Annotated in this window: 20 protein-coding genes and 2 pseudogenes; 6 read left to right on the plus strand and 16 right to left on the minus strand. The window is 54.1% G+C overall.

Features of this window, described 5'->3' with window-relative positions:
- Window positions 1-3: 3 nt before the first annotated feature.
- A pseudogene (locus K7X24_RS00570) lies at window positions 4-927 on the plus strand (carbohydrate kinase family protein); the annotation flags it as partial.
- A gap of 225 nt (window positions 928-1,152) precedes the next feature.
- Here K7X24_RS00570 and K7X24_RS00575 read toward each other — a convergent pair.
- The 3 genes from K7X24_RS00575 to K7X24_RS00585 form a co-directional block, all read right to left on the minus strand.
- A complete protein-coding gene (locus K7X24_RS00575; protein ID WP_224552249.1) occupies window positions 1,153-2,181 on the minus strand; it encodes a 2-hydroxyacid dehydrogenase in 1,029 nt (342 codons plus the stop codon).
- Window positions 2,178-3,725, minus strand: coding sequence for an FGGY-family carbohydrate kinase (locus tag K7X24_RS00580; protein ID WP_039506135.1), 1,548 nt, complete (start codon window positions 3,723-3,725; stop codon window positions 2,178-2,180). The genes K7X24_RS00575 and K7X24_RS00580 overlap by 4 nt, the downstream gene beginning before the upstream one ends.
- Before the next feature lie 161 nt (window positions 3,726-3,886).
- The gene (locus tag K7X24_RS00585) at window positions 3,887-4,192 is read right to left on the minus strand and encodes an ArsR/SmtB family transcription factor (RefSeq protein WP_224552250.1); all 306 of its coding nucleotides are present in this window, start codon (window positions 4,190-4,192) and stop codon (window positions 3,887-3,889) included.
- 85 nt (window positions 4,193-4,277) lie between these two features.
- Here K7X24_RS00585 and K7X24_RS00590 point away from each other — a divergent pair, with 85 nt between their 5' ends.
- Window positions 4,278-5,366 carry an NADH:flavin oxidoreductase/NADH oxidase gene (locus K7X24_RS00590; RefSeq protein ID WP_224552251.1) on the plus strand — a complete coding sequence of 363 codons (1,089 nt, stop codon included), beginning with the start codon at window positions 4,278-4,280 and terminating at the stop codon, window positions 5,364-5,366.
- Window positions 5,367-5,754: 388 nt separating this feature from the next.
- Here the strand turns inward: K7X24_RS00590 and K7X24_RS00595 are convergent, their stop codons facing one another.
- From K7X24_RS00595 to K7X24_RS00605, 3 genes are all read right to left on the minus strand, one after another.
- Window positions 5,755-6,912 (minus strand): trans-sulfuration enzyme family protein, encoded by a 1,158-nt coding sequence (locus tag K7X24_RS00595; protein WP_224552252.1) that lies wholly within the window; start codon window positions 6,910-6,912, stop codon window positions 5,755-5,757.
- Window positions 6,913-6,957: 45 nt separating this feature from the next.
- Window positions 6,958-8,325, minus strand: a complete 1,368-nt coding sequence (locus K7X24_RS00600) for a pyridoxal-phosphate dependent enzyme (RefSeq protein ID WP_224552253.1) — start codon at window positions 8,323-8,325, stop codon at window positions 6,958-6,960.
- A gap of 491 nt (window positions 8,326-8,816) precedes the next feature.
- Window positions 8,817-9,656 carry an N-acyl homoserine lactonase family protein gene (locus K7X24_RS00605; RefSeq protein ID WP_224552254.1) on the minus strand — a complete coding sequence of 280 codons (840 nt, stop codon included), beginning with the start codon at window positions 9,654-9,656 and terminating at the stop codon, window positions 8,817-8,819.
- Between the two features lie 52 nt (window positions 9,657-9,708).
- Between K7X24_RS00605 and K7X24_RS00610 the strand changes: the two genes are divergently transcribed.
- A complete protein-coding gene (locus K7X24_RS00610; RefSeq protein WP_224552255.1) occupies window positions 9,709-10,320 on the plus strand; it encodes a TetR/AcrR family transcriptional regulator in 612 nt (203 codons plus the stop codon).
- Between the two features lie 154 nt (window positions 10,321-10,474).
- Window positions 10,475-11,077: a tyrosine-type recombinase/integrase gene (locus K7X24_RS00615; protein WP_224552257.1), complete on the plus strand. Its 603-nt coding sequence runs from the start codon at window positions 10,475-10,477 to the stop codon at window positions 11,075-11,077.
- Between the two features lie 222 nt (window positions 11,078-11,299).
- Here the strand turns inward: K7X24_RS00615 and K7X24_RS00620 are convergent, their stop codons facing one another.
- Entirely contained in the window at window positions 11,300-12,034 is a 735-nt protein-coding gene (locus K7X24_RS00620; protein ID WP_224552259.1) for a GNAT family N-acetyltransferase, read from the minus strand.
- 110 nt (window positions 12,035-12,144) lie between these two features.
- On the opposite strand from K7X24_RS00620, the gene K7X24_RS00625 reads away from it, so the two are divergent.
- Window positions 12,145-13,617 (plus strand): PLP-dependent aminotransferase family protein, encoded by a 1,473-nt coding sequence (locus tag K7X24_RS00625; RefSeq protein WP_224552262.1) that lies wholly within the window; start codon window positions 12,145-12,147, stop codon window positions 13,615-13,617.
- 135 nt (window positions 13,618-13,752) lie between these two features.
- On the opposite strand, the pseudogene K7X24_RS00630 reads toward K7X24_RS00625, so the two are convergent.
- The 6 genes and pseudogenes from K7X24_RS00630 to K7X24_RS00655 all read right to left on the minus strand — a co-directional run.
- A pseudogene (locus K7X24_RS00630) lies at window positions 13,753-13,926 on the minus strand (IS110 family transposase); the annotation flags it as partial.
- Between the two features lie 9 nt (window positions 13,927-13,935).
- Window positions 13,936-15,990 carry a hypothetical protein gene (locus tag K7X24_RS00635; RefSeq protein ID WP_224552264.1) on the minus strand — a complete coding sequence of 685 codons (2,055 nt, stop codon included), beginning with the start codon at window positions 15,988-15,990 and terminating at the stop codon, window positions 13,936-13,938.
- A gap of 106 nt (window positions 15,991-16,096) precedes the next feature.
- Window positions 16,097-17,011, minus strand: coding sequence for an aminotransferase class IV (locus K7X24_RS00640; protein WP_224552266.1), 915 nt, complete (start codon window positions 17,009-17,011; stop codon window positions 16,097-16,099).
- A 28-nt stretch (window positions 17,012-17,039) separates the two neighbouring features.
- Complete coding sequence (locus K7X24_RS00645; RefSeq protein WP_130640292.1) at window positions 17,040-17,852, minus strand: amino acid ABC transporter ATP-binding protein; 813 nt, start codon at window positions 17,850-17,852, stop codon at window positions 17,040-17,042.
- A gap of 23 nt (window positions 17,853-17,875) precedes the next feature.
- The gene (locus tag K7X24_RS00650) at window positions 17,876-18,541 is read right to left on the minus strand and encodes an amino acid ABC transporter permease (protein ID WP_010298963.1); all 666 of its coding nucleotides are present in this window, start codon (window positions 18,539-18,541) and stop codon (window positions 17,876-17,878) included.
- An 8-nt stretch (window positions 18,542-18,549) separates the two neighbouring features.
- Window positions 18,550-19,227: an amino acid ABC transporter permease gene (locus K7X24_RS00655; RefSeq protein ID WP_039360114.1), complete on the minus strand. Its 678-nt coding sequence runs from the start codon at window positions 19,225-19,227 to the stop codon at window positions 18,550-18,552.
- A gap of 150 nt (window positions 19,228-19,377) precedes the next feature.
- Between K7X24_RS00655 and K7X24_RS00660 the strand changes: the two genes are divergently transcribed.
- On the plus strand, window positions 19,378-20,787 hold the full coding sequence (locus K7X24_RS00660; protein ID WP_224552268.1) for an MmgE/PrpD family protein: 1,410 nt from the start codon (window positions 19,378-19,380) through the stop codon (window positions 20,785-20,787).
- A 34-nt stretch (window positions 20,788-20,821) separates the two neighbouring features.
- Here the strand turns inward: K7X24_RS00660 and K7X24_RS00665 are convergent, their stop codons facing one another.
- From K7X24_RS00665 to K7X24_RS00675, 3 genes are all read right to left on the minus strand, one after another.
- The gene (locus tag K7X24_RS00665; protein WP_039471382.1) at window positions 20,822-21,655 is read right to left on the minus strand and encodes a transporter substrate-binding domain-containing protein; all 834 of its coding nucleotides are present in this window, start codon (window positions 21,653-21,655) and stop codon (window positions 20,822-20,824) included.
- A gap of 318 nt (window positions 21,656-21,973) precedes the next feature.
- On the minus strand, window positions 21,974-23,197 hold the full coding sequence (locus tag K7X24_RS00670; RefSeq protein ID WP_224552270.1) for a sensor histidine kinase: 1,224 nt from the start codon (window positions 23,195-23,197) through the stop codon (window positions 21,974-21,976).
- Window positions 23,198-23,202: 5 nt separating this feature from the next.
- Window positions 23,203-23,892: a response regulator gene (locus K7X24_RS00675; RefSeq protein WP_103162585.1), complete on the minus strand. Its 690-nt coding sequence runs from the start codon at window positions 23,890-23,892 to the stop codon at window positions 23,203-23,205.
- Window positions 23,893-23,953: the final 61 nt, after the last annotated feature.

Below are 23,953 nucleotides of genomic sequence, written 5' to 3' on the forward strand. Positions count from 1 at the left end.
AGCGTGAGTCAGTTTGATGCGGTTTTTGTTGGATTAACCATTCTGGATGTTGCCGGGAGGCCGGTGAGCGGTTTGCCTGAAGGCGGCGGCGTCCACTTTATTGATGAAATTCGCCTTAACCCTGCTGGGACGGCCAGCGGTGCGGCGATGAACGCCGCCAAGCTAGGTATCCGCACGGCGACGGCGGCCTGTCTCGGTGAGGATGAAAAAGCGGATTTTATTCTGGCAGCCTATCACAAGCTGGGCATCGACTGCTCTCTGGTTCAGAGAACGACGGCGGCATCGACCTCGGCGACGATTCTGACCATTCGCCCAGACGGCGAGCGTCCGGCGCTACACTATCGCGGGGCGTCAGATCACCTGTTCATCGACGATCAGGATTTTGACGCCGTGTGCAATGCGCGTTTCTTACACCACGGCGGTACAGGGCTGCTGGCGAAAATGGATCAGGGGCAGAGCGCGCGTCTGCTTCGCCACGCCAAAGCCAAAGGGCTGACGACCAGTTTCGACCTGATTGCACCGAATGCAGAGACGCTGTCGCTGCTGACACCGCTGCTGCCGGATGTAGACTACTTTATGCCGTCGCTGGAAGAGGCTGCGTTTATCTCTGGCCTGACGCAACCGGCAGAGATTGCGGCTTTCTTTCTCGATCGAGGCGTTGGCACCTGTATTTTCAAAGCGGGCGCGGCAGGGTCTTACGTGTTCAGCGAGGATGTTACGCTGCACATTCCCGCCTATCGCGTGGCGGTATCGGATACCACCGGCTGCGGTGACAGCTACTGCGGTGGCTTTATTGCCGGTCTGGCAAAAGGCTGGGGTCTGGAACAGGCCTGCCAGCTCGGTTCGGCGGTGTCAGGGCTGGTGGCTACTGGGTTGGGTTCTGATGCGGGCGTGATTGACTGGGAACAGACGTTGCGGTTTATGGCAGAAACCCCCACCTATTATACTCGTCATACTTCAAGCTGCATGTGCGTTGGCTGCATTCAGTCACCCGAATCACTTACTTGAGTAAGCTCATCGGGACTCCTTCTCTTGCCGCGTTACGAGGCGCATAAATGAGCCTCGCCCTACGGGTCAACGCCTTGCGTTGTTCAAAACGCTAACGTTTTGTCCTGCAACTCGAATTATTTAGAGTAAAGATCAGTGTTGAGTCTATTTCCATTCGTAAAGCAGCGGTTCGCCGCGAATGAATCGCTGTAGGTCGGCGGCGATCATCGCGGTGTGTTTCACCAGCGTCTCCCGCGTCGCGCCAGCAATGTGCGGCGTGAGTACCACGTTATCAAATTCGGTAATAAACGGGTGATGACGCCAGAGCGGTTCGCTGTCATAAACGTCAAGTGCGGCACCTGCCAGCCACTTTTCGCGTAGCGCCGCGATCAGATCGGCTTCGACAACGACGGCGGCACGCGAGGTGTTGATCAGATAGGCGTTGGGGCGCATGGTTCTGAGCCTGTCGAGGTTGACGAGCCCTTTGGTTTGCGGCGTGCTGTTCAGGTGCAGGCTGACGAAATCGGACTGAGAAAACAGCTCGTCCAGCGTGGTTTTGCGAATGCCCGGTTCGTCGATCTCTTCGGCGGCAACGTACGGATCCGCAATCAGCAGTTGCATACCGAAGGCACGCGCCAGTTTCCCGACCCGATGACCAATGCTGCCATAGCCGATGATGCCGAGCGTCTTATTACGCAGTTCGCCGCCTTTGAACACTTCATACGGGCTGTGCTTGTCTACGTCCCACACCACATCCTGACGTAATCCGGCCTGCGTCTGTGTCGCGGTATGGGTTTCGCGCGTGAACTCACCGCGTTTGAGCGCGCTGTGGGCCTGAGGGATGTGGCGTGTGGCATTCAGCATCAGCGCCAGCGTTAATTCTGCTGCGGCATCGGCATTGCGTCCGGGCGTGTAAAGGACCGGAATTCCCCGACGGCGTGCCGCCTCGATATCGATGTTAACCGGGTTGGCGCGGGTACAGGCGATGAGCCGCAGGTGAGGGCAAGCCTCAATGACGCGGGCGGTAATATCGTCATAGCTGGTGACGATAACATCGGCGTTCTCCGCCAGATGAATCAGCGCTGTTTCGCTCAATTTGGGCTGACCGATAGCCCAGCCGTCTACCACCAACTTCCCCAGCGCCTGAAAGGCATCAAGGTTGCCGCCATATTCGGCGGTAAATACGATTTTCATGAAGCAATACTTTCCTGTGAGGTAGGAACCATGTGCGAGTGTGCTGCGCCTCGGTTCTCTAGTGCATTAAGCGCCTGAGCCCGTGCCTGCCAGAGCGGCTGTAGCTGGTCGCGCAGTTGGCGAAAAACCGGAAACAGTGTCTGATACTGCCGATGGGCGTCGGCATTGGGGAGAAACGTCGACGCCTGCGCATTGGCGGCGGGAACGATGTTGGCGCTTTCTCCGACGGACAGGGCGGCAAGGCGAGCGGCACCGCATGCGCTGAGCTCTTTGACCGAACTGGCGATCACCCGCCGTCCGGTGCAGTCCGCGATGATTTGCAGCCAAGTCGCTGAGGCAGCACCGCCACCGGCGATGTAGAGATCGCCGTGGGCAGGATAGCCACTGAGCGAATCGGTAATCGCGTAGGCGAGCCCCTCAAAGACCGCGCGCAGTAAATGCGTGTTGGTCGTGGATTGTTCGATACCAAAAAATCCCGCCCGTGCCGATGTGCTGTAAAACGGTGCGCGTTCACCATTAAGGTAAGGCTGATAGAAGACGCCGCCGCTGCCGGGTGGCACGCGAGAAATACGCGCGTTGATCGTCTGAAAATCGGCCTCATCAACCAATGTGCTCAACGCCCAGTCGATATTCGGCGTGCCTGACTGCATGGCGAAGAGGTTGAGATAGTGTCCCGGCCAGGCGTGTGCGACAAACCGGGTTTGTAGGCTCACCTGCGTTAAACCACGGCACACAATGCCAGTGCAGCAGGTGGTGCCGAGAATAGTGAAAATGTCGCCGTCGTGAATGGCGCCGATGCCCAGTGCCGCGGCAGACACATCCAGTGCGCCTGCACAGACGGGAATTCCCGTGGGCAACCCCGTTTGTGCGGCGACGCTGTCGCTTAGCGTTCCGGCGATGTCATCGGGATAAAGCAACGGCGGAAAAAGCGGCCTAATCGACTGTAACTCCAGCTTATCCAACACGGTTTTTGACAGCGTCTCGCTATGCAGATCCAGCAACGACGTACCCGCATCTGTCAGTTCCAGATTCGCCTGTCCCGTCAGCCGAAAGCGAACCCAGTCTTTGGCAAAAAAGAAGTAATCGGCCTCGTTCAGCGCATCCGGCTGATGCTGTGCAAGCCAGCGTAGCTGCTGCGCGCTGTTACAAGGGAGCAGGGGAGAACCGGTTTCCGGAAAGAGCGTCGCTTCTAGGTTTGGGCGCTGTTTAAGCTGATAAACCTGTTCCGCTGTGCGGGTATCGCTCCAGAGGATGGCCTGCCGAATGGGTTGCCCGTTGCGATCGCTCAACCAGACGCCTTCACCCTGCCCGGCCAGCCCGATGGCGCGCACGCGACCCTGTTGTAGCAGCGGTGAAGCAGCCAGCGTTTTCAGGGTAGAGAGCACACCGTCCCACACATGAGACATATCTTGCTCAGCGTAGCCGGGCAGCGGAGAGTAGGTGACGGTGTTGGCTGACGCAATCAGCAGTTCATTGAACTCGGCATCGAATAGTACCGATTTGACCTTTGAGGTCCCGATATCAATGCCAATGTAGTAGTCCATCCACGCTGCCTCATAAAACCTGTATCAGCATCAGAGTAATGGAAAAATGGCGGTCGCTATATTCATAGAAATGCAAAGCAAAGCATCAATGCTGGAATAGCGGAGAGGTTGGAATCACGGAGGCGGTGCAATGGCGGAAAGGCCGCCATTGATGCGAAAAGTTATTCGGCGGGTTGAGACAGGATGGCGTCGAGCAGGCCGGGAAAGCGCAGTTGCATGTCGCTGCGGCGCAGTCGGTTGATGTGCGTAGTGCCGATGTTGGTGGTATGCAGCAGGCCCGAGTCACGCAAGACGCGAAAATGGTGCGACACGCTGGATTTCGGGCGACCCCCGTCAAGCTCGCTGCATGTAGCTTCTCCTTGCACGGCCAGACAGCGGACGATTTCCATGCGCAGGGGATCGCTCAAGGCGTACAGGACGCGCTCAAGGGTAAACTCATCGGGGGTAGGGTGCTTAAAAGGTCTCATGGGCGAATTATAGCGTCAGGGTTGTCTAAAATCTATTATTCGAATAATATCGAAATATCGAAGTAACCAGACAAGGTAGGAAATTATGTCCGCACTGTTTCAACCCTTTAAGCTGAAAGACATTACGTTACGCAACCGCATCGCCGTTCCACCGATGTGTACCTATTCCGCGAATGATGGCCTGATCAACGAGTGGCATCAGGTGCATTATGCCTCACTGGCGCGCGGTGGTGCTGGGTTAGTTATCGTGGAAGCGACGGCTGTTGCACCCGAAGGCCGCATCACGCCGCACTGCACGGGTATCTGGAGCGATGAGCAGGCGCAGGCGTTTGCCAAGGTTGCTAAATCCATTAAGGATGCAGGCTCCGTGCCGGGAATTCAGATTGCGCATGCTGGACGCAAAGCCAGCGCCAATATTCCCTGGGAAGGTGACGATCATATCCCCGCGGGCGATTCACGAGGTTGGCAGACCATTGCCCCTTCCGCAGAAGCTTTCGGCGCGAATCTGTCCAAACAGCCGCAGGAAATGACGCTGGAAGATATCGCCCGCGTTCGTGATGATTTTGTCGCGGCGGCTCGCCGTGCACTGGAAGCTGGGTTTGAATGGCTGGAGCTGCACTTTGCTCACGGCTATCTGGCACAGAGCTTCTTCTCCGTTCATTCCAATAAGCGTAACGATCAGTACGGCGGCAGTTTTGACAACCGCAGCCGTTTTCTGCTGGAAACGCTGGCTGCCGTTCGCGACGTGTGGCCACAGCACCTGCCGCTGACCGCCCGTTTTGGCGTGATTGAATTTGACGGTCGTGATGAAGAAACCTTGCAGGAATCCATTGAACTGACGCGTCGCTTTAAAGCCGCAGGGCTGGATATGCTGAGCGTCAGTATTGGTTTTTCTACGCCGGCAGCGAATGTGCCGTGGGCACCTGCCTTTATGGGGCCGATTGCTAAGCAGGTACGCGAACAGGCCGATCTTCCTGTCTCTTCCGCCTGGGGCTTCGGCACGCCGGAACTGGCTGAACAGGCGGTGGCATCGGGTCAGTTGGATCTGGTGATGGTAGGCAAAGCGCATTTGGCGAACCCGCACTGGAGCTATCAGGCCGCCCGCGAACTGGGCATCGAACGCGCCTCGTGGACGCTGCCAGCACCTTACGCTCACTGGCTGGAGCGTTATTAATCACGACTCACGATTGCAGGCGGCGTTTGTTAGTTAAGACCACTGACAAACTTAAGCCAAATCGTATTGTTCATGGTATTTCTCCGCATGGCGTAAAAAATTATGCTGAGGTGAACATGAACGCCGAGTGAGCGACAGGACGTCGCGAAAGTCAGTGCCGCGTCAGGAACGCGTCACTGACGGCTCGAAAGGCGGGCATGGTCGCCGAAGGAACCGCGTTAGCGGCATAATTTCCGCCAAAAGCCTGGGTTCTTAGGGCGCCGGCGATTGGGCGCCCTAAGTCGGGCGTGGCATCAATGCCACAGAAAAACTCTGCTGCTTATCACGCACGAAACCTTGTCGCTTTCTTGCACTGGAATGAGTTCTGCATCAGCTAGGTTGTGTGCAGTTAACTCACTGCGTTCACATTCAGTGCCTGATACAGGTCGTCGATTAAGTCCTGCACATTTTCAATCCCCACGGATAAACGCAACAGCTGTGGCGTGATGCCTTTTTGTCGTCTTTTTTCCAACGGCACGGAAGCGTGGGTCATGGAGTAGGGCTGGCTAATCAGGCTTTCCACGCCACCCAGACTCTCTGCCAGCGTAAATAGCCGCGTGCGCTTAATAACCTCACGCGCATAGTCCTCATCGCCTTTCAACCTCACAGAAATCATGCCACCAAAGCCGCGCATCTGCTGCTGCGCCAACCCGTGCTGCGGGTGGCTCGGTAGCCCCGGATAGTAAACCTGCTCGATCTGCGGCTGGAGTTCCAGCCAGTGTGCGAGTTGAAGGGCGCTTTGATTGTGACGTTCAATTCGCAGCGCCAGCGTGCGGATGCCGCGCAGCGTCAGGAAGCTGCTGAATGGGTCGAGCACGCCGCCAATCGCATTTTGCAGATAGGCCAGCTGTGACGCCAGTTCGTTGTTATCTCCGACGACCGCCAGCCCGGCAATCACGTCTGAATGGCCGTTGAGGTATTTGGTTGCGGAGTGCACCACGATATCAAATCCGACATCCAGCGGGCGTTGAATCGCCGGTGAAGCAAACGTGTTATCCGCCACGCTGATGATCTGATGCTTTTTAGCTAGCGTGGCGATGGCTGCCAGATCGGCCAGTTTCAGCAGCGGATTGGTCGGCGTTTCTACCCAGATCATTTTTGTCTGCGGCGTAATGGCGTGCTCCAGCGCGGTGAGGTCGGCGGGGTCAACGTAGGTCACCTGCAATCCGGCGGTACGTTTGCGGACATTTTCTAACAGACGCCAGGTGCCGCCGTAGAGATCGTCCACGGCCACAATATGGCTACCCTGATCGAGCAGTTCCAGCAATGTGGAACTGGCGGCCAGACCGGAGGCAAAAGCAAATCCTCGCGTCCCACTTTCCAGTTCGGCAATCGCCGCCTCCAGCACCGCACGCGTCGGGTTGCCGCTGCGTGAATATTCGTAGCCGGTATGCTCTCCGGGTGCGGGCTGAGCAAACGTGGAGGTTGCATAAATCGCGGGCATAACCGCGCCAGTGCTGTCCGGGGTATAGCCAGCGTGAACGGTTTGGGTATCGAATTGAGGCATGGTTCACATCCTAAGTGATAAGAAAAGAGAAGCGTGAGCAACGTATCAGCGAAGCGTCTGCCGCCAGTGGTTCAGGACATCTGTACGCGTAATCAAACCGAGAAAACGATCGCCGTCGAGAATCACTGCGACAAATCCCCGGTCAAAAATTGCCAGCAGATCGTCAGGCGACGCCTCTTTTGGCAGCGTCTTGACCTGATCGGACATCGCCTCGCGCGCCGTCAGTGAAAAATGCTGGGTATCGTTTTTGAGACTGTTGAGCAGATCCCACTCATCGATCACGCCGACGACGCGGTCGTTGTCTAATACGGGGAGTTGGGAGATGTCGTAGAGCCGCATACGGGCATGTACCACGCTGAGCGTGTCGTCAGGTGACACCGAAACCGTGGCACCTTCATCGTGGCGATAGGTGATGAGATCGCGCAGGTCGCCGTGTGACGGGCGCGTGATAAGTCCTTTCTCAATCATCCAGTAATCGTTAAACATCTTGGACAGGTATTTATTGCCGCTGTCGCAAACGAAGGTGACGACCCGCTTAGGCTCGGTTTGTGCCCGACAATAGCGCAGGGAGGCGGCCAGTAGCGTGCCGCTGGAGGAGCCAGCCAGCACGCCTTCCTTACGCAGCAGTTCCCGAGCGGTGTGGAAGGACTCGGCGTCATCAATCGCGTAAGCGTGGGTAACCTGAGTGAAATCGGCTAGTGCCGGCACGAAATCTTCGCCAATCCCTTCCACCAGCCAGCTTCCTGCCTCACCATATTCACCGCGCTGTAGATAGTCCGTCAGAATCGAACCGGCGGGGTCGGCCAACACAAAGGCAGTCTGCGGCGACACCTCGGCGAAGTAGCGGGTTAACCCGCCCAGCGTGCCACCAGAACCCACGCCGACGGCGATAGCGTCAATCTGTTCTTCCATCTGCTGCCATAGTTCGGGACCCGTCGTGCGATAGTGCGCCTCCAGATTGGCCGGATTATTAAACTGATCGATGTAGTACGCATCGGGCGTTTCCTCTGCCAGACGACGGGCATAGTCCTGATAGTAATCAGGGTGGCCTTTGGCGACGTCAGAGCGGGTGAGCCGCACTTCGGCACCGAGTGCCCGTAGATGAAAGATTTTCTCGCGGCTCATTTTGTCCGGCACCACCAGAATCAGATGATAGCCCTTCAGTGCGGCGACCAGCGCCAGACCGAGTCCGGTATTGCCAGCGGTGGCTTCAACGATGGTGCCACCCGGCTTTAGCCAGCCCTGACGCTCTGCGTTTTCGATCATGGACAGCGCCACACGGTCCTTAATCGAACCGCCGGGATTCTGGTTTTCCAGTTTGACGAACAGTCGGCAGGGGCCGGTATCAAACTGGGTTAGCTCCAGCAGCGGCGTATGACCGATCAGGTCGAGAACGGCGTTGGTACTTTTCATAGCATTTCACTCTGTTGAAAATGGTGGATACCACATAGTAGATCTGCTGCAAATCGAAACTGAACGAAGTAAATCACCAAAGAATATGCATTTAAGTAATATAATATTCTGATTGGCCGTAAGGATGTGCAGAGGCGTAGCGGTGCGGGCGTATAGACTGCCAACGAAAGGCTTAACAAATCGCGTTGTGACAGCAAAACGCATTTCAAGGAAGAGATAGGGTTTCGTGCGTGATAAACAGCGGAATTTTTCTGTAGCACTGATGCCACGCCCGACGTAGGGCGCTTAGTCGCCAGCGGCCTAAGAACCCAGACTTTGGGGGGGAATTATGCCGTTAACGTGGTTCCTTCGGTGCTTATGCCTGCTTTTTGAGGCGCCAGTGGCGCTTTCGGGGCTTAGGGTGATACCTAATATGACAGGCAGCTCTGTGCCTAAGCGGACGTATTCATGTCTCATCTCAATTTTTGGCACAGAGCCACATGAGACATCAACTATTCGCGGGGAATGGTGAATATTTTCTCTTCAAGACGTTTTACACTATCAAAATCATGGGCGAACTGGGTAATGGTTGGTTTGCGTTTACATAGTTCGCGCATTCTGCGGGTTGAATCATGATGCAACTTTGCATCAACTGCGACACCATCAACTCGACCTTCCAGCATATAACTTTCCTGGTACGAAGCATCTCCTGCAATCAATACATAGTGAGTGCCTGCATCTACCACGACTGACTGGTGCCCCAGAGTATGTCCCGGGGTTGGAACAATTCTTACTGCGCCGTCTTTCGTTACCGCCATGCTTCTGTCAAAACTTTCAAACGGCCCGTCATCATGTGTGGTGGTGGTTGGTTTAAGCCATTTTGGATAATGCATGTTAAGGAAACCTTGCACTGGCCCATTCCATGCAAGAGCGTCATGCGCTTCTTTTCTGCTAAGGATAAACTCACTGTCAGGAAAGTGGCCGATACCTCCTGCATGATCGCCATGCATGTGCGTCATTATTACCCATCTGACATTCCGGGGATTGAATCCAATCGCCCGAATTCTGGCGTTAACTTCTTCTTCAGGTTTTACCCATCTCCTTTCGCATTTCTGCATAAATGGATGCCACCAGGGCTGATAGCCCGGATCATTCGCGTGTGAGCTTTCGCCTGTATCCACTAAGATAAGACCTTCCGGATGTTCAATAAGCCAGCATCCAATCGGGAGACGTGGACTCCAGTCTTTGTCTCTCAAAATATCCACGACGCGGGCTGGACGTGCTTCATAGCGGGCTAACTGATGCCGGTTTTTGATCTGAACATCTCCGGTTTGCAGGCAATGTATTTTCATGCCATCCTCTTAACGCAACAAGTGTTGCGTTAAATACTAGGCTTTGAGCGCAATGAGATCAACATCTGAAGAAAAAGAATCACTCGACGCAGTAAAAGAAAGAACCGGTGGACGCAGTGCTAAAGTCAGGGAGGCTGTGTTGCAGGCTGCCCGGCAGATACTCATGGAACAAGGAGCGAATGCCCTGACACACCGAAACGTCGCGCATCTTGCCGGAGTCAATGCGTCGACGGTCTTTCGTCGATGGCCTGACAGAGCAAGATTGATTGCCGATGTGTTCAAAAGTGCCGCTGAAAGTATGGTTGCCCTTCCAGACAGCGGCAGCCTGTCCGAAGATTTGTATGAATTTTTGCATAGGATTTCCTCCATGCTCGCTTCATCAGAGGGCAGGAAATGGGTACTAGGCGCTATCAGCGCGACCTCGTCGGGGGATGGCATGGTTGAATCTGCTATTAGGGAGGTCTGGGAGCAAAGGTTTCAGCAGGCGGAAATCATGTTTGAACGGGCAGCTTTGCGTGGCGAGGCTGGCTATGAGGGGCAGCGCAGAGCCATACTTGAAACGCTTATTGCTCCTGTCTGGTTCAGAATTCTGATTACTCAGGAGTCTGTAGATGAGGAATATCTGGTGGCAAATATCAGCCGAGTTTTAGAGCAGATGTTTTGATCGCGTTTTTTATTAAGACCGAACTCGGGATGATAAAGCTCGCTATTTTGAGATAAAACAGATTAAAGACACTTTCAGAAACCAGCGGTTTGTCCGCTCCTCGCTCTTGAGGGACGACCATACTCAAATCTCCCACATTGCAGGAGATTTAAGTATGAAAACGTCACCGTGGAACAAAGACCGTATCATCGGTCAAAAAAGGCCACTTCAGATATCTCATATCTGGGGGATCCGGATTAGACTTGAGCTGGAAGGTAAAACACGCGATCTAGCTCTGTTCAACATGGCTTTGGACAGTAAGCTACGGGGCTGTGATCTGGTCAAACTCAAAGTATCAGATGTTGCATATGGCGGGTCTGTTTCAAGCAGAGCAATGGTATTGCAACAGAAAACCGGTAGCCCTGTCCAATTTGAGATAACCAAAGGGACAAGAGAAGCTGTTACTAATTTGATAAAGCTTGGCAATTTGCGCAGTAAAGACTTCCTGTTCCGGTCTAGGGTCGGTATTTGCCAACACATATCAACACGGCAATACAACCGAATTTTTCATGGGTGGATAGCAAAGCTTGATCTCGAAGATTCGCTTTACAGCACGCATTCCATGAGAAGAACAAAACCATACCTGATCTACAAGAAAACCAAGAATCTCAGAGTGATCCAACTCCTTCTAGGCCACAAGAAACTGGAAAGTACAGTTCGGTATCTGGGCATTGAAGTCGATGATGCGCTGGAGATATCTGAATCGATCGAGGTTTGAGGTTATCAGGGGCTGCAACAGCAGCCCTGTGCCAGGAGCCGACGCTAGAGGTCGGCTCTGCTAATTGCGTTATGGCAAAGGGCCGTTTAAATCTTAGTGCTCGAAGCTGATATTAGGCTCCAAGTAAAGCGTTACCTGCAGGGCAAAGAACTAGCTGGCGGTTCTGGGCGCACAGAACAGCATTAGCATCGGTGAAAAACATCGCCATCAGGTATATTTTTCTTACTGCCCGCCCACTATGAGCCGTTCCTCGGCAATGAACTTACTTAGCTTTTCTTGCTGAAATCCATTTTCGTCGAAGTTAGAAGGTGAGAGCCATTTTTCGTAAGCATTGCACAGCGCTATGTATTCACTATTTATTATGGAATGCCAGGCTGTGTCACGGTTGCGCCCATGGGTGACGACTGCCTGGCGGAAAACACCTTCCAAGGTAAAACCATAGCGTATGGCGGCATCTCTTGAAGGTGCATTCAATGAATCACATTTCCACTCAAGCCGTCGATAGCCAAGCTCTTCGAAAACGTAGTTGAGCACGAGGTAGGTGATTTCTGTTGAGATCCGTGTACGTTTCATGAGAGGAGAATAGGTTACATAGCCCATCTCAATGACTCCGTGAGGCGCGTCAATACGCATTAGAGCAAAAGTACCCACAGCTTGATCCGTGGCTAAATCAATGACGGCATAATGCATAGGGTCCGTCGCTTTCTCGATGCTCCTCAGATAAGCACACCACGATTCAAATGTTTCGAAAGGCCCAGCCGGGAGATACGTCCAGTCACGTCCATCCGTTGCTTCACTGTAAGCCTCGTAAAGTTCAGCAGCATGGCGTTCAACATTGATTCGCTCAGCGCGGCAGTAGCGTCCTTTCAGGTTTTTCCCATCGGGAACGTTCGCGCTGCTCCAACCTGGCAGCTCTGCACCGACTGGTTGTTGAAAATTATTTACTCTCTGATTCATGAATATTATTAACTCCTCTATCACCGTAAGGAAATCACCAAATAAAGAGAATGAAGTATTTGTGGTATTATAAAAAGGTCCACAAAGTCTCATTTTTATGGGGCCATAAAATGTTTGATATAACTGAACCTCTGCATCCGGGAGTGACCACTGCTGATGGTGAGCGAATATCCTTACAGAAACAGCTCAAAGAGCGTATCCGTCATGCGATCCTGAGCGGCTTTCTGCCTCCGGAGAAAGAACTTTTGTCCTCCCGTGCGCTTTCGAAAGAGCTGGGCATATCTCGTAATACTGTTGTGAATGTTTATGATCAACTGGCGGCTGAGGGATATATTCTGGCCGACCGTCAGGGTACACGTGTGGCTGCTCTGTCTGGTTCCGATCGTGTAATAGCACCTGCGTTAAAACTGCACATGTCTGACGTTAAGCTAGCCGAACGTCTGAGGCCGTTTGTGGATAATGCGCGTAGCCTGCCGGCAGATACCCTTCTGTCCCCCGGTATGCCTGCGCTCAGGGAATTTCCTCTCTCTGCCTGGCGACGCTCCCTTGACCGCGCAGCCAGGCAACTGTTACCAAGCTCCCTGGGCTATGCCGAGCCAATGGGCGAACGCATCCTTCGTGAAGCTCTCGCAACGCACCTGTTTATTGCGAGAGGGGTTCGTTGTGAGGCATCCTCTATAATCATTACCGAAGGGGCAAGGCAGGCACTGGAACTCTGCGTGAATTTGCTGACGGACCCCGGTGATACGGTTTGGATGGAAGATCCGGGTTATTACGGTGCCAGAGCGGCATTCAATGCGGGCAAGCTCAGGACGGTTATGATGGCCGTTGACGAGGATGGCATGCGGGTGCCTGATGAAGCCTGGCAGACTCCTATTCCAAAACTGATCTATACCTCGCCAGCACATCAATATCCCACTGGCGCTGTGCTGTCCGTTTCGCGAAGGCTTGCGCTTATCTCTGGGGCAGAAAAGACCGGGGCCTGGATCATTGAGGACGATTATGATGGCGATTTCAGGCACTCTGGCAGTCCCATATCGTGTATGCAAGGACTGCTTGAAAACGCGCCCGTCCTTTACATAGGGTCGTTCAGTAAAACTATGTTTCCCTCGTTGAGAATTGGATTTGTAGTGCTACCGGCAAGCATCATTGAGCAAGCAGGAAATATTCTTAATGAAGTACTGCGAAACGGCCAACATCTTCAACAGCTGGCTCTGGCTGATTTTATGAAAAGCGGAGAGTTTGGCCGCCATCTGGGAAGAATGCGCCGCCTCTACCGGGAGCGTCAGCGGATTTTACGGGATGCGCTGACAGCAAATTTCGCTCATGATCAGATACTCGGTGGTAAATCAGGCATTCACCTGACGTTGAGGCTTGCACCGGGAACTGATGATAAAAGGATCGCCGAGCTTGCCCGTCAGCGAGGCCTTGGTGTTCAGGCACTGTCTTCATACTGTGAGAGTACCGGCTCAGCTAGCGGACTGGTCATAGGTTACGGAAATACCTATTCAGAAGACATCCCAGCAGCAGTCAACATCCTTACATCGCTGATCAAACTAGTTAATGGTGAAAGAGTGCGCTGACTCTATTATCTCCCTTAGCGTTTAATTCTGGCGCACCGCAACACTCGATTTTTACGCATTGTCATATTCGTGCCTTTTCGTGCCTTTATCCTGAGCCGCTGACGCCAGCTTCACGCCCTGAGACATTCGACAAGCTTTTTCTCGCTGTCCCTGATAACACAGCCTGGCCCAGTATGATGAGTTAACCGTCTTGGCAGCCCATTCAACAAAGGTCTGTCTGACTAGCTTGGCACAACACTGCCATCGCCAGAGAACCTAGGATTTCTGGCCACTTCGTTCTGTCACCAGTGCTATTGAGCGTTTCTCCTGTGTGGGATATCAGCGTTCATACTCCCATTTCGGAATCACGCAGCCTTTAGGGCCGGGGGCGGTCTGTTTTCCGTTTTCATCGAAACGTGTTTCACAGCCTGTGGTTAGCCTGCCGTCTTTCCAGACTCCGCTGCTTTTGACTTTGCCATCGGGGTAATAACAGGCGCTTTCGCCTTGGCGCAGCGCGCCCTGATAATCTTTGTACTCTTTGCCATCGACCACCAACGGTTTGAAACCCTGCGCGCGACTAATGCATTGCATCTGGCCGTTAGGGTAATAGCTGATTTGGGTGTAGCTGTCATCGGTGCCGATACGCGTTTCATCCTGACGCTGACCGTTCGCATACCAGGTATTATTGGTTTGCTGGCGGTTGAACAGATAATCGGCTTCGGTGAGGGGTGTGCCGTCCGGGTTGAAGGTTTGCTGTTTACCGCAGTAGCCGCGACCGCTCATCGACAGAGGGCAGTAATTGCGCTCGGTAATTTTGACGCCAGTGGCGGTAAATTCCTGCATCAGTCCGACATCATAACCGCGGTCATAGGTCGATACGGACTTCGGTTTTCCGTCGGGGAAATTATAGATATTCGGGCCGTCGAGTTCGCCATTGCGGTAGCCGCGATCGGCGCGCACAGTGGTGCCATCGTCATAATATTCGATTTCACGGCCCTCCAGTTTGCCCATGACATAGTCAGCCTGATAAACCATTTTTCCGGCAGCGTTGAACTTCTGGTACACACCGTGGGGAAGATTATCTTTATAATGAATGATTTGCGTCAGACGGCCTTGCTTATCACTCCAGCGCAGTTCTCCCTGCTTTACGCCAGCGATCAGTTCGACCTGCTGGATCTCGCCGTCAGCCGTCTTGAGTTTCCACATCCCATTAGCCACGCCTTTCACAAACGGGCCTTCGCCGTTTTCGGTGATCCACATGCCTTCAGGCTGGTCATCAACGTAATCGCCCTTCGAGCGCAGCACGCCCGCCAGACGGCGTTCGTTGGGGCCATGACGCTGGCCATTGAGATAAGTATCGAAGCCACTTAGCTCTGGTGTATTGCCATCCATGCCGTCGGCGATCTCCCAGCGGCCTTCACGTTCATCGTTTTTCATCAATCCCGTTGCCGTTTCTTGCCCGTCGCTGATGGCCCACTGGCCCTGCTGTTGTCCCGCTATATAGCTACCTGAACTGGCGAAGTTCTCGCCGACGGTGGTCCATTTTCCGTCAGGAACGCCATGCAGGAAAAAACCTTTTACTAAGCCATATTGCGCCGAGTAATAGACATAAGGCCCATTCTCGCTGCCGCTAAATTTAGCCGGGTCAGCTTGCCAACTGATGGCTGTCGCGCGAAATCCGGGTGTTGCGCTGTCTTCCACGCGACGGAAGGTTACGGTAAGAAATAAACCGTCTTTTTCCGCGAAGGTTTTTTTATAGGCGTAGACGTTGTCTGCTGGCTGTTTCGCAGCATGAGAAGGTGTGCCATCGTCAAGATACCAGCCGACAACGTCGCCCTGAGTAAAGTCGATGTTATCGAAATCGTGATTATCGAACTTAGGGTACTGCGCGCTGTAGTCATAAGGTGGAAGCTTGGCGAGGGCGCGTTTTACCGACGTTGAATTGAGATCCTTATTCTCGCGAACCAGCTTGTCCAGAACCGGCTGTAAACTCAGTACTGGAATATAGCTGCCGTCTTCAATGTAACGCCAACCGCGCAGGGCGAACTTGCCATTGCTTTTACTCAACACCAGCGTGATTTGACCCGCCTGGTCTACGTCGACATAAAACACGGATTCAATGGTGGAATCAGGGAAGGTACCGAGCAGATGGGGAAGGTGATCGACACTATGATCCTCTTCGCTACAGAAGCAATAATAGCCTTTGACCACCTGGTTTTCCTGAATGAAAACCAGAAGGGCGCTGCTGTCGCGTGCGCCCGAAATGATCGGATGCGCCAGCGTTTTACCCGCGTAAAAAGGGTGTGCGGTGTCGTCCGGGGCGGCGATAGCCGTGCTGACCCCTATGACCATATTCAGTAGTAGGATGCCAAACAGTAACTTTACGGCTTTCATTCCCTGACCTGCTCTTTTGAAAAAGTGGCGCTTAGGTTACATGAAATGTTTCTGGCGGTTAATATTTCGTTGAATCAATTCGTTGTTGAACGTAGCGCCTTAATCACTACGCGTGCAGATACGCCTCATACCAGCGGCTGAGCTGTTCGGTAACCGGGCGGTGTTCGGGGTTAAACGGGCGGCCATCCAGCGCTTTTACCGGGGTGATACCCGCCAGCGTGCCGGTGACGAAAGCCTCATCGGCGGTGAGGGCTTCTGCCAGCGTAAAATCCTGAGTCCTGACTTTAAGCCCGTTGGCCTGTGCGAGATTGATAAGGGTCTGACGGGTGATGCCGTTGAAGCAGTAACGTCCCGATGATGTCCACAGTTCACCGCGGCGGACGATAAAAAAGTTGGTGGAGTTGCAGCTGGCGACAAAACCGTGTGGATCCAGCATCAGCGCCTCATCGGCACCGGCCTGCAACGCCTGTAGCAGGGCCTGAATAAGATTGAGTCGACTGTGTGAGTTCAGCCGCAGATCGAAGACGTCTGGCGTACTGGTGCGGTAGGTGGAGGTAAACAACGTCAATCCGCGCTTTTTCGCTGCGGTATCGACGACCTTATACTCCGCCACGCACACGATGGTTGCGCCGCCGATGATGAAGCGGGGATCCTGATTCGGCGTATGCTTTTTCCCACGGGTAATCATCAGGCGGATATGCGCGCCATCGGTCATGCCGTTGACCGCCAATGTCTTATAGAGAATCTCGGTCAGCGCCTCCCGGCTATGGCCGATATCCAACTGGATTGCAGCAGCACCCTCAAACAGGCGATCGAGATGCGCCTCCAGCGCAATCAGGCGGCCGTTAACCAAACGCAATCCTTCCCATACGCCGTCGCCGCACACGTAGCCGGAATCAAAAATCGACACCACCGCGTTATCGCGATGAACAAATTCCCCATTTACATACACCTGTACGTCGTTGTTACGTGGATCTTGCAAATAAGCCTGACTGCTCTGGCTGGATAATGTGGGTTGCATCGTGCTGTTCCTGAATGTGAATGATGAGCTAAAAGGAGCGCTCGGCAAAGCGAGCAAGGAAGGCTTGCGTGCGAGGTTGCTGCGGGTTTTTGAGCACCTGTTCGGCGCTGCCCATTTCATGGATCACGCCATTCTCGATAAAGATGACGCGGTCGGCGAAGTGATAGGCAAATCCCAGTTCATGGGTGACCAGCAGCAGCGTGCGGCCTTCCTCCGCGAGCGCGCGGATTGTGTGCAACACTTCGCCCACCAGTTCTGGATCCAGTGATGATGTGGGTTCATCGAACAGCATAATCTCCGGCGACATCGCCAGCGCACGGGCAATCGCCACGCGCTGCTGCTGCCCGCCGGACAGGCTGGCGGGGCGAGCCTCTTGCTTATTGCCCAGCCCGACTTTTTCCAGCTGTGCTTTGGCGATGCTATCCGCTTCATGTCGTGGTTTGTTTTTCACCGACACCAGCGCTTCACGCACATTTTCCAGCACGGTCAGGTGGGGAAACAGATTGAATTGCTGAAACACCATCCCTACGCGTTCCCGCACAGCGCAAAGCTGCTTTTCCGGGTAATCACGCTGGCCTTTGGCATCCGTTTTTCCCAGAACCACACCATCCAGTTCGATGGTGCCAGCGCTGGGGATCTCCATGAAATTCAGGCAGCGCAGCAGCGTACTTTTCCCCGAGCCGCTGCCGCCGATGATGGCGATTTTTTCACCGCGTCGCACATCCAGATCGATACCTTTCAATACCTCAACGGCACCGAAGCGCTTCTGGAGTCCGCGAATGCGCAGAACGACATCCTCATTCAGGTCTATATCTTCACGCAGAACTTTATCTTCACTCATAGCAATCCTGTGTCGCTGTCAGGCTAGGGGGTGGAACGGAAACGACGTTCAAGTCGTGCGGCAAGGTAGCTCCCCGGCCAGATCAAAACGAAATAGAGCAGCGCCACCACCGTCAGAATTTCCAGCGGACGATAATAGGTGCTGCTCAGCAGTCGCCCTTGGTACATCAGTTCGTTGACGGCCAGTATGGAAGCCAGCGAGGTGACTTTAGCCAGCTCGATCATCCGGTTGGTTAAGGCGGGCAGCATGTTGCGCAGTACCTGAGGCAGAACCACACGCCGTAAAATGACCGAATGACGCATCCCTAGCGCTTTCGCGCCTTCCCACTGCCCGTGGTCGATGGATTGCAGTCCGGCACGGAAAATCTCCGTACAGTACGCCGCGCTATAGAGCGTCAGTGCCAGTGCGGCGGCGCCGAACGTACTGAACTGCAAACCAACCAGAACCGGAAAGGCGTAATAGAACCAGATCAGTTGGATCAGCACTGGCGTATTACGGAAGATTTCGACAAAGCATCTGGCAGGCAATGACAGCCAGCGCTTGCCAAACACGCGAAACAGACCGAGAACCAGACCCAGTGCGGTTCCCAGCACGCCGGCCAGCAGCCAGAGTTCGAGCGTGACGCCAAGGCCTTTCAGCAGCACGGGAATGTTGTGCCAGACCAGCGAGAAATCCCATTGATAATGCATGCTGTTCCTTACGCGAGTCGACGGTCTGCCAGTGACAGCCGTTTCTCAATATGTTGACTGAACAGGCTAATCAGCAGCAGCAGGGTGAAATACATCACTGCCACCAGACTGTAGACTTCCAGCGGTCGGTAGGTTTGGCTGTTGATCTGCATCGCCTGATAAAGCAGTTCGCTGTAGGCCAGTGATGACGCCAGCGACGTGGATTTGATGAGTTCAAACGAGCGCTCAATAAAGGGCGGGATCATCCGGCGTAACGCCTGTGGGAGAATAACCCGACGCAGTGCCGTTGATTTCGACATGCCCAGCGCTTTGGCCCCTTCCCATTGCCCCGTGTGAATAGAGGAGATCGCGCCACGGTAAACTTCGGCATAAAAGGCACCGGACTGTGCGGACAGCGCGATCACGGCGGCGGTGAAAGGCGAAAACGTTAACGGCGTAATGACGGGCAGGGCATAGTAAATCCAGAAAAAATGCACCAGTGCGGGCGTATTACGATAAAAACCAATCAACATTGCGGCGGGCAGGCGCAACAGCCGCCGAGGCGACATTTTCATCGCGGCGAGAACCATGCCTGCGACCATACCGATCAGGATGCTGGTGGCACCGATCTTTATCGTTCCCCATAGCCCCTCCAGCAGCAGCTGGTGATAGGGCCAGATGGCGGAAAAATCCCACTGATACGACATAAGTAAACTGCCCCTGGAAAGTGCGTAATTAGGAAATACGTTTCTTATTTTGTTAGAACCTATGCATCTTAGCAGGTCGAAAAAATGATAAATAAATAATAAAACGTGGTGCTAATATTCCTTTTATGTATAACAAATGACGATTTTTCGATGACTCACTCTGCCGTATTACCTCTGACGCTGCGTCTGGCGACCTTTGCTCATCGGTTGACGATTCAGGGCATTCCCGCCGCGTTAAGACGAAAAATCGTGCTGCATTTTATCGACAGCCTGGGCTGCGGCATTGCAGGCGCACATAGTCAGGTGGTGCGGGACTGCGCGCGCGTCACCCGCCTGCACTATGCGGCGGGTAACAGCCCAATAGTGGATGGTGGAGCGCCGCTAGCCGCCATTGGCGCGGCATTTTTGAATGCGGCGGCGATCAATGCGCTGGATTATGACGACGGTTATGAAGTTGCTGGGCGCGGCATGGGGCACCCCGGTGCAACGCTGGTTGCCGCCGCGCTGGCAGCATTAGGAACGCGCCTGATCGACGGCGAAACGCTGATTTGTGCGCTGGCTGCGGCGTATGAAATTAATGGGCGAATCATTCAGTCTCAGCAGCCGAGTCAGGCGCGTTTTCAGCAGGTTTACGGCGTGTGCCAGCATGAATCCATCGGGGCGGCGGTGGCCTACGGATTGCTAACGGGATGTGATGCTGAAGGACTAGAGAACGCCATCGGTCTGGCGGCATCGCTGACGCCGTTGCCTAGCTTGCACAAATACAACTGGCAGCAGCGGCCGCTGGTGTCTTTCAAGGATTACAACGCCCCTGCTGCGGAATCGGGTGTCCGTGCCGTCGAGCTGCATCGTGGCGGGATTATCGGCCCAAGAGATGTGCTGTCCGGCGAACAGGGATTCTGGCGCATGATGGGATCTGACCACTTTGATGAAGCGGCATTGATTACCGGCCTGGGGGAACAATGGGCGCTTCAGCACGCCAGTTTCAAAGCGTATCCGGCCTGTCGCTGGATACATACCGCGCTGGAATCCTTCGAGCGCCTACAGCACGAATTGGCGTTATTGCCGCAGGACATCGACGTTATTCGGGTAAAAGGAAGCCAGAGGCTGGCCGCTGATTTTATGGATACGCGACCACAAAATGAAACGGATGCACAGTTCAGCCTGCCGTTTGCGCTGGCGTGTCTTGCCTACCGTATTCCGCGTCATCGCTGGAGTGCTGATGAGACCTTAGCCAACCCGGTGCTTCAGGCGCTGGCCGATAAGGTTCACGTTGAGGTGTCGCCCGAACTTGACCTGCTTATGGCGCAGGAACGTCGCCCGGTGTTGCAGGTTGATGTTGTCACGCAGGGAAAGATGGTGAACGGTGAGCGCATTGCGTTTCCGCTGGGGTGCGCGGAACATCCGTTAGCGGAAAGCCGCATCATGGCGAAATTTGCGGAGAATCTATCGTCCCGACTTGCCCCAACACATGTTGCGGAGGCAACGGCGGCGTTATCCGAACTTGAACAATGTCAGGATGTCGCCGCGCTGCTGACCCCGCTAATAAGTGTGTCCTGAATCCGTTCAGGACCGTTCTGTTATCTGATGCCAATTATTTCCAGTCTTCTTTAATGACTGATGGCACTTTGCTGACGTCCACGCCGCGCAATTTGAGCGCCTGCTCATAGTAGTGCTGCGTCTTGCCGGATTTATACAGCTTGGCAAATTCGTCATTCAGGAAGTTATGGAAGGTCTGGTCGGTTTCTTTACGGATGGCTCCGCTGGTGCTGACCTCGATAATTGGTTTCGGCAGAATCAAATTGCCTTTGCCGACTTTAGCCTGTTGCAGTGCCAGCGCCGGATGGAAGTAAGACAGGGCATCGACGCGGCCGGCATAAAACGCCGCTACGCCTTCATCCATATTCGGGAAACGCACCAGCTGTGCCTTGGGCAGACGTTTGGTCAGAATCAGGTCTGGGCTGGAACCCAGCGTCACGCCGATCTTAACATCTTCCCGATTGAGGTCGTCCCAGTTGGTCACAGCGATACCATCACGAATCAGCACGCCCTGCGCATACCAAAAGAAAGGCTGCTCAGGAAAGTCGACCGCTTTTTTCCGCTCTTCCGTCGGGTCGAGCACCAGCATGGTATCGATCTGGCCGGTTTGTAAGGCGGCGATGGCATTACCCCACGTGGTTTCCACCGTCACCAGTTTTACCCCCAGATCGTTTGCCAGCTCTTTGCCGATGTTATAGCCGATACCGTCCCATTCTCCGGTCGAGGGATTTTTAAAATACCACGGCTCACCCTGTGCCACGCCGATGCGTAATTCACCGGTCTGTTTGATGTGCTGCCAGGTTGAGGTTTGCGTTTCCGCAGCCTGGCTAAAGAAGGAGGCGCTAATCAGCGTTATCGCCATGAATACCTGGTGAAGAGAACGTTTCATTATAATTACCCTGATGGTTGAGTTTTAATCGAGGCGATATATTTCGCTCATGCAGAGTAGCGAAATACTTATAGCGAAATTAGTTCTTTTCGCCTTATCTCATTCCAGATAAATATAACGATTCATTGAGAGGAAAATCACGTTGGCAGGCGGTCTGCCCCCGCTGTAGGGCGTGGCGTCTGGGGTTGTTCTGTTTGTCTCGCCATGTAGCCGATGAGTATTACCACGATTTACCGTGTTTTCCCTCTGCGGCAGGGCATAGCAATAATTTCGCTATGCTTTTTAGTTATTGGCAATTGCCGACGGTACGCCGTTCTGTCATGCCGTACGCGGTAGGGTCATGATGATAACCAGTCCACCGTTCGCCCCTCGTTCTGCATGACTTTTCGCATGAGATTCAGCCTTAATCGTGCCGCCATGTGCGGTGATAATGGCCGACGCGATGGAGAGTCCCAGCCCGCTGCCGCCGGAGTGCCTTCCGCGTGAATGCTCGGCACGCCAGAAGCGGTCGAACAGCAGGGGCAGCGATTCTGGCTCAATCCCCGGGCCGCGATCGGTGACGGTAATCTGCCAGCATGGTGCGCTTTCTCGTCCCGCTATTTCGCGCACTTCAATCGCCAGATAGCTGCCGTCGCTGGCGTAGCTTAAGGCATTTTCAATCAGGATAGAGAACACCTGTCCCAATCGTTCGCGGTCGGCAAGGCAAAAGTCGCTCTGTTCGATATCAACATGCGTCTGAAACCCGGCTTGTTCTAACTGAGGCCGATACCAGGTCAGCCGCTCCGTAATGAGCTCGTCGAAGTAGAAAGGCGTGTGCACCAGTGGCAGCTGTCCGGCTCTGGCCAGTGACAGGAAGTGTAGATCCTGAATCACGTGATTAAGCTGCTCGAGCTGTTTAATGACCATTGCCAACTGTGATTTATCCTGCGGGAAGACGTCATCCATCATGCCCTGAACGCGGCCCATTGCCGCATTTAACGGCGTACGCAGTTCATGGGCTAACGCCGCACTGGATTCGCGCAGTTCCCGCTCATAGCGTTCCAACTGTGCGGTCATGTTGTTAAAGTCGTCCGCCAACGTGATGAGTTCCATCGGTGCCTGCTCGACGCGCTGCGTGCGGGTATCGAATTTCCCCTGTGCGACGTCGCGTGCGGCGTTGGCGATATTGGAAAATTGCTGTGATAGCGGGCGCGCTCGCCACAGCACCACAACCACCATGGTGGGCAAGGCGATAAGCACCATGATGGCCAGTATCAGCCAGTCACTGCTGGCAATATTCGGAACGAACATATCCGGGCCGTAATACTGGTTGATAATCTCTTGATAGCGAGGATTTCTGTAATCTTTCTGTGCAGTGAATTGCTGAAATTCCATGAGCACCGCATCCGGCATTTGCTGTTCGGTATAGATGTTGTAGATGGCGAAGCGCAGCCACATCAGGCCTGCGATGGTGATCACGGCGACGAGCAGCAGAGAAATGATGCGGAAACACAGCCAGCGCCACAGCGACATGTTTTCTGACAGAAAGATCGACTTTTTCATCATACTCACCGGAATCGATAGCCGACGGAGCGGACGGTGACGAGCACATTGATGATGTTGTACTGATTGAGTTTTTTTCTCAGGTTGTGAACGTGCGTATCCACCACGCGTTCCAGCGCATCGCTTTCTGGCAGACAGGCTTCGAGTAATTCTCCCCGGGTGAAGGCGCGGTTCGGCGCTTTTAGCAGCGTCACCAGAATATTGAATTCGGTCGGCGTCAGGTCGAGAACGACGGATTCTGATGGCGAGACGGCAATGCTGGCCGTCACGGAGGTCGGATCAACCGAGAGATTTTCGAATGTCAGGATAGCATCTTCTCGGATGGCGTAACCGGTTCGTCGCAACACGGCCTGCACCCGCGCCATCACCTCCTGCGGGTTATAAGGCTTGACGACATAATCATCCGCGCCGTAACGCAGCGCGCCGATCCTTTCCGGGTCGTCACCGATGGCTGAAACCATAATTACCGGGATATTGCTGCGTTGCCGCAGGGCGGACAGCACCTCGGAACCGTTCATCTTTGGCAGCATCACATCCAGCAGAATCAAATCGGGTTTACTGGTCAGCGCCATGTGCAGGCCCCGTTGTCCATCAGACGCAATAGACACCTGATAGCCATCGCGCCGGAGATAGGCTTCTAGCACGCTGGCTGCATCCATGTCGTCTTCAATAATCAATACCCGTTTTTCCGCCATCGCGAACCTCTTGATGAAATCTTAAAAAACCACACAGCGTTTCTTGACTATGCATCAGCAT

Origin of the sequence: Pectobacterium versatile, assembly GCF_020166435.1 — a bacterium.
GTDB classification, from domain to species: domain Bacteria; phylum Pseudomonadota; class Gammaproteobacteria; order Enterobacterales; family Enterobacteriaceae; genus Pectobacterium; species Pectobacterium versatile.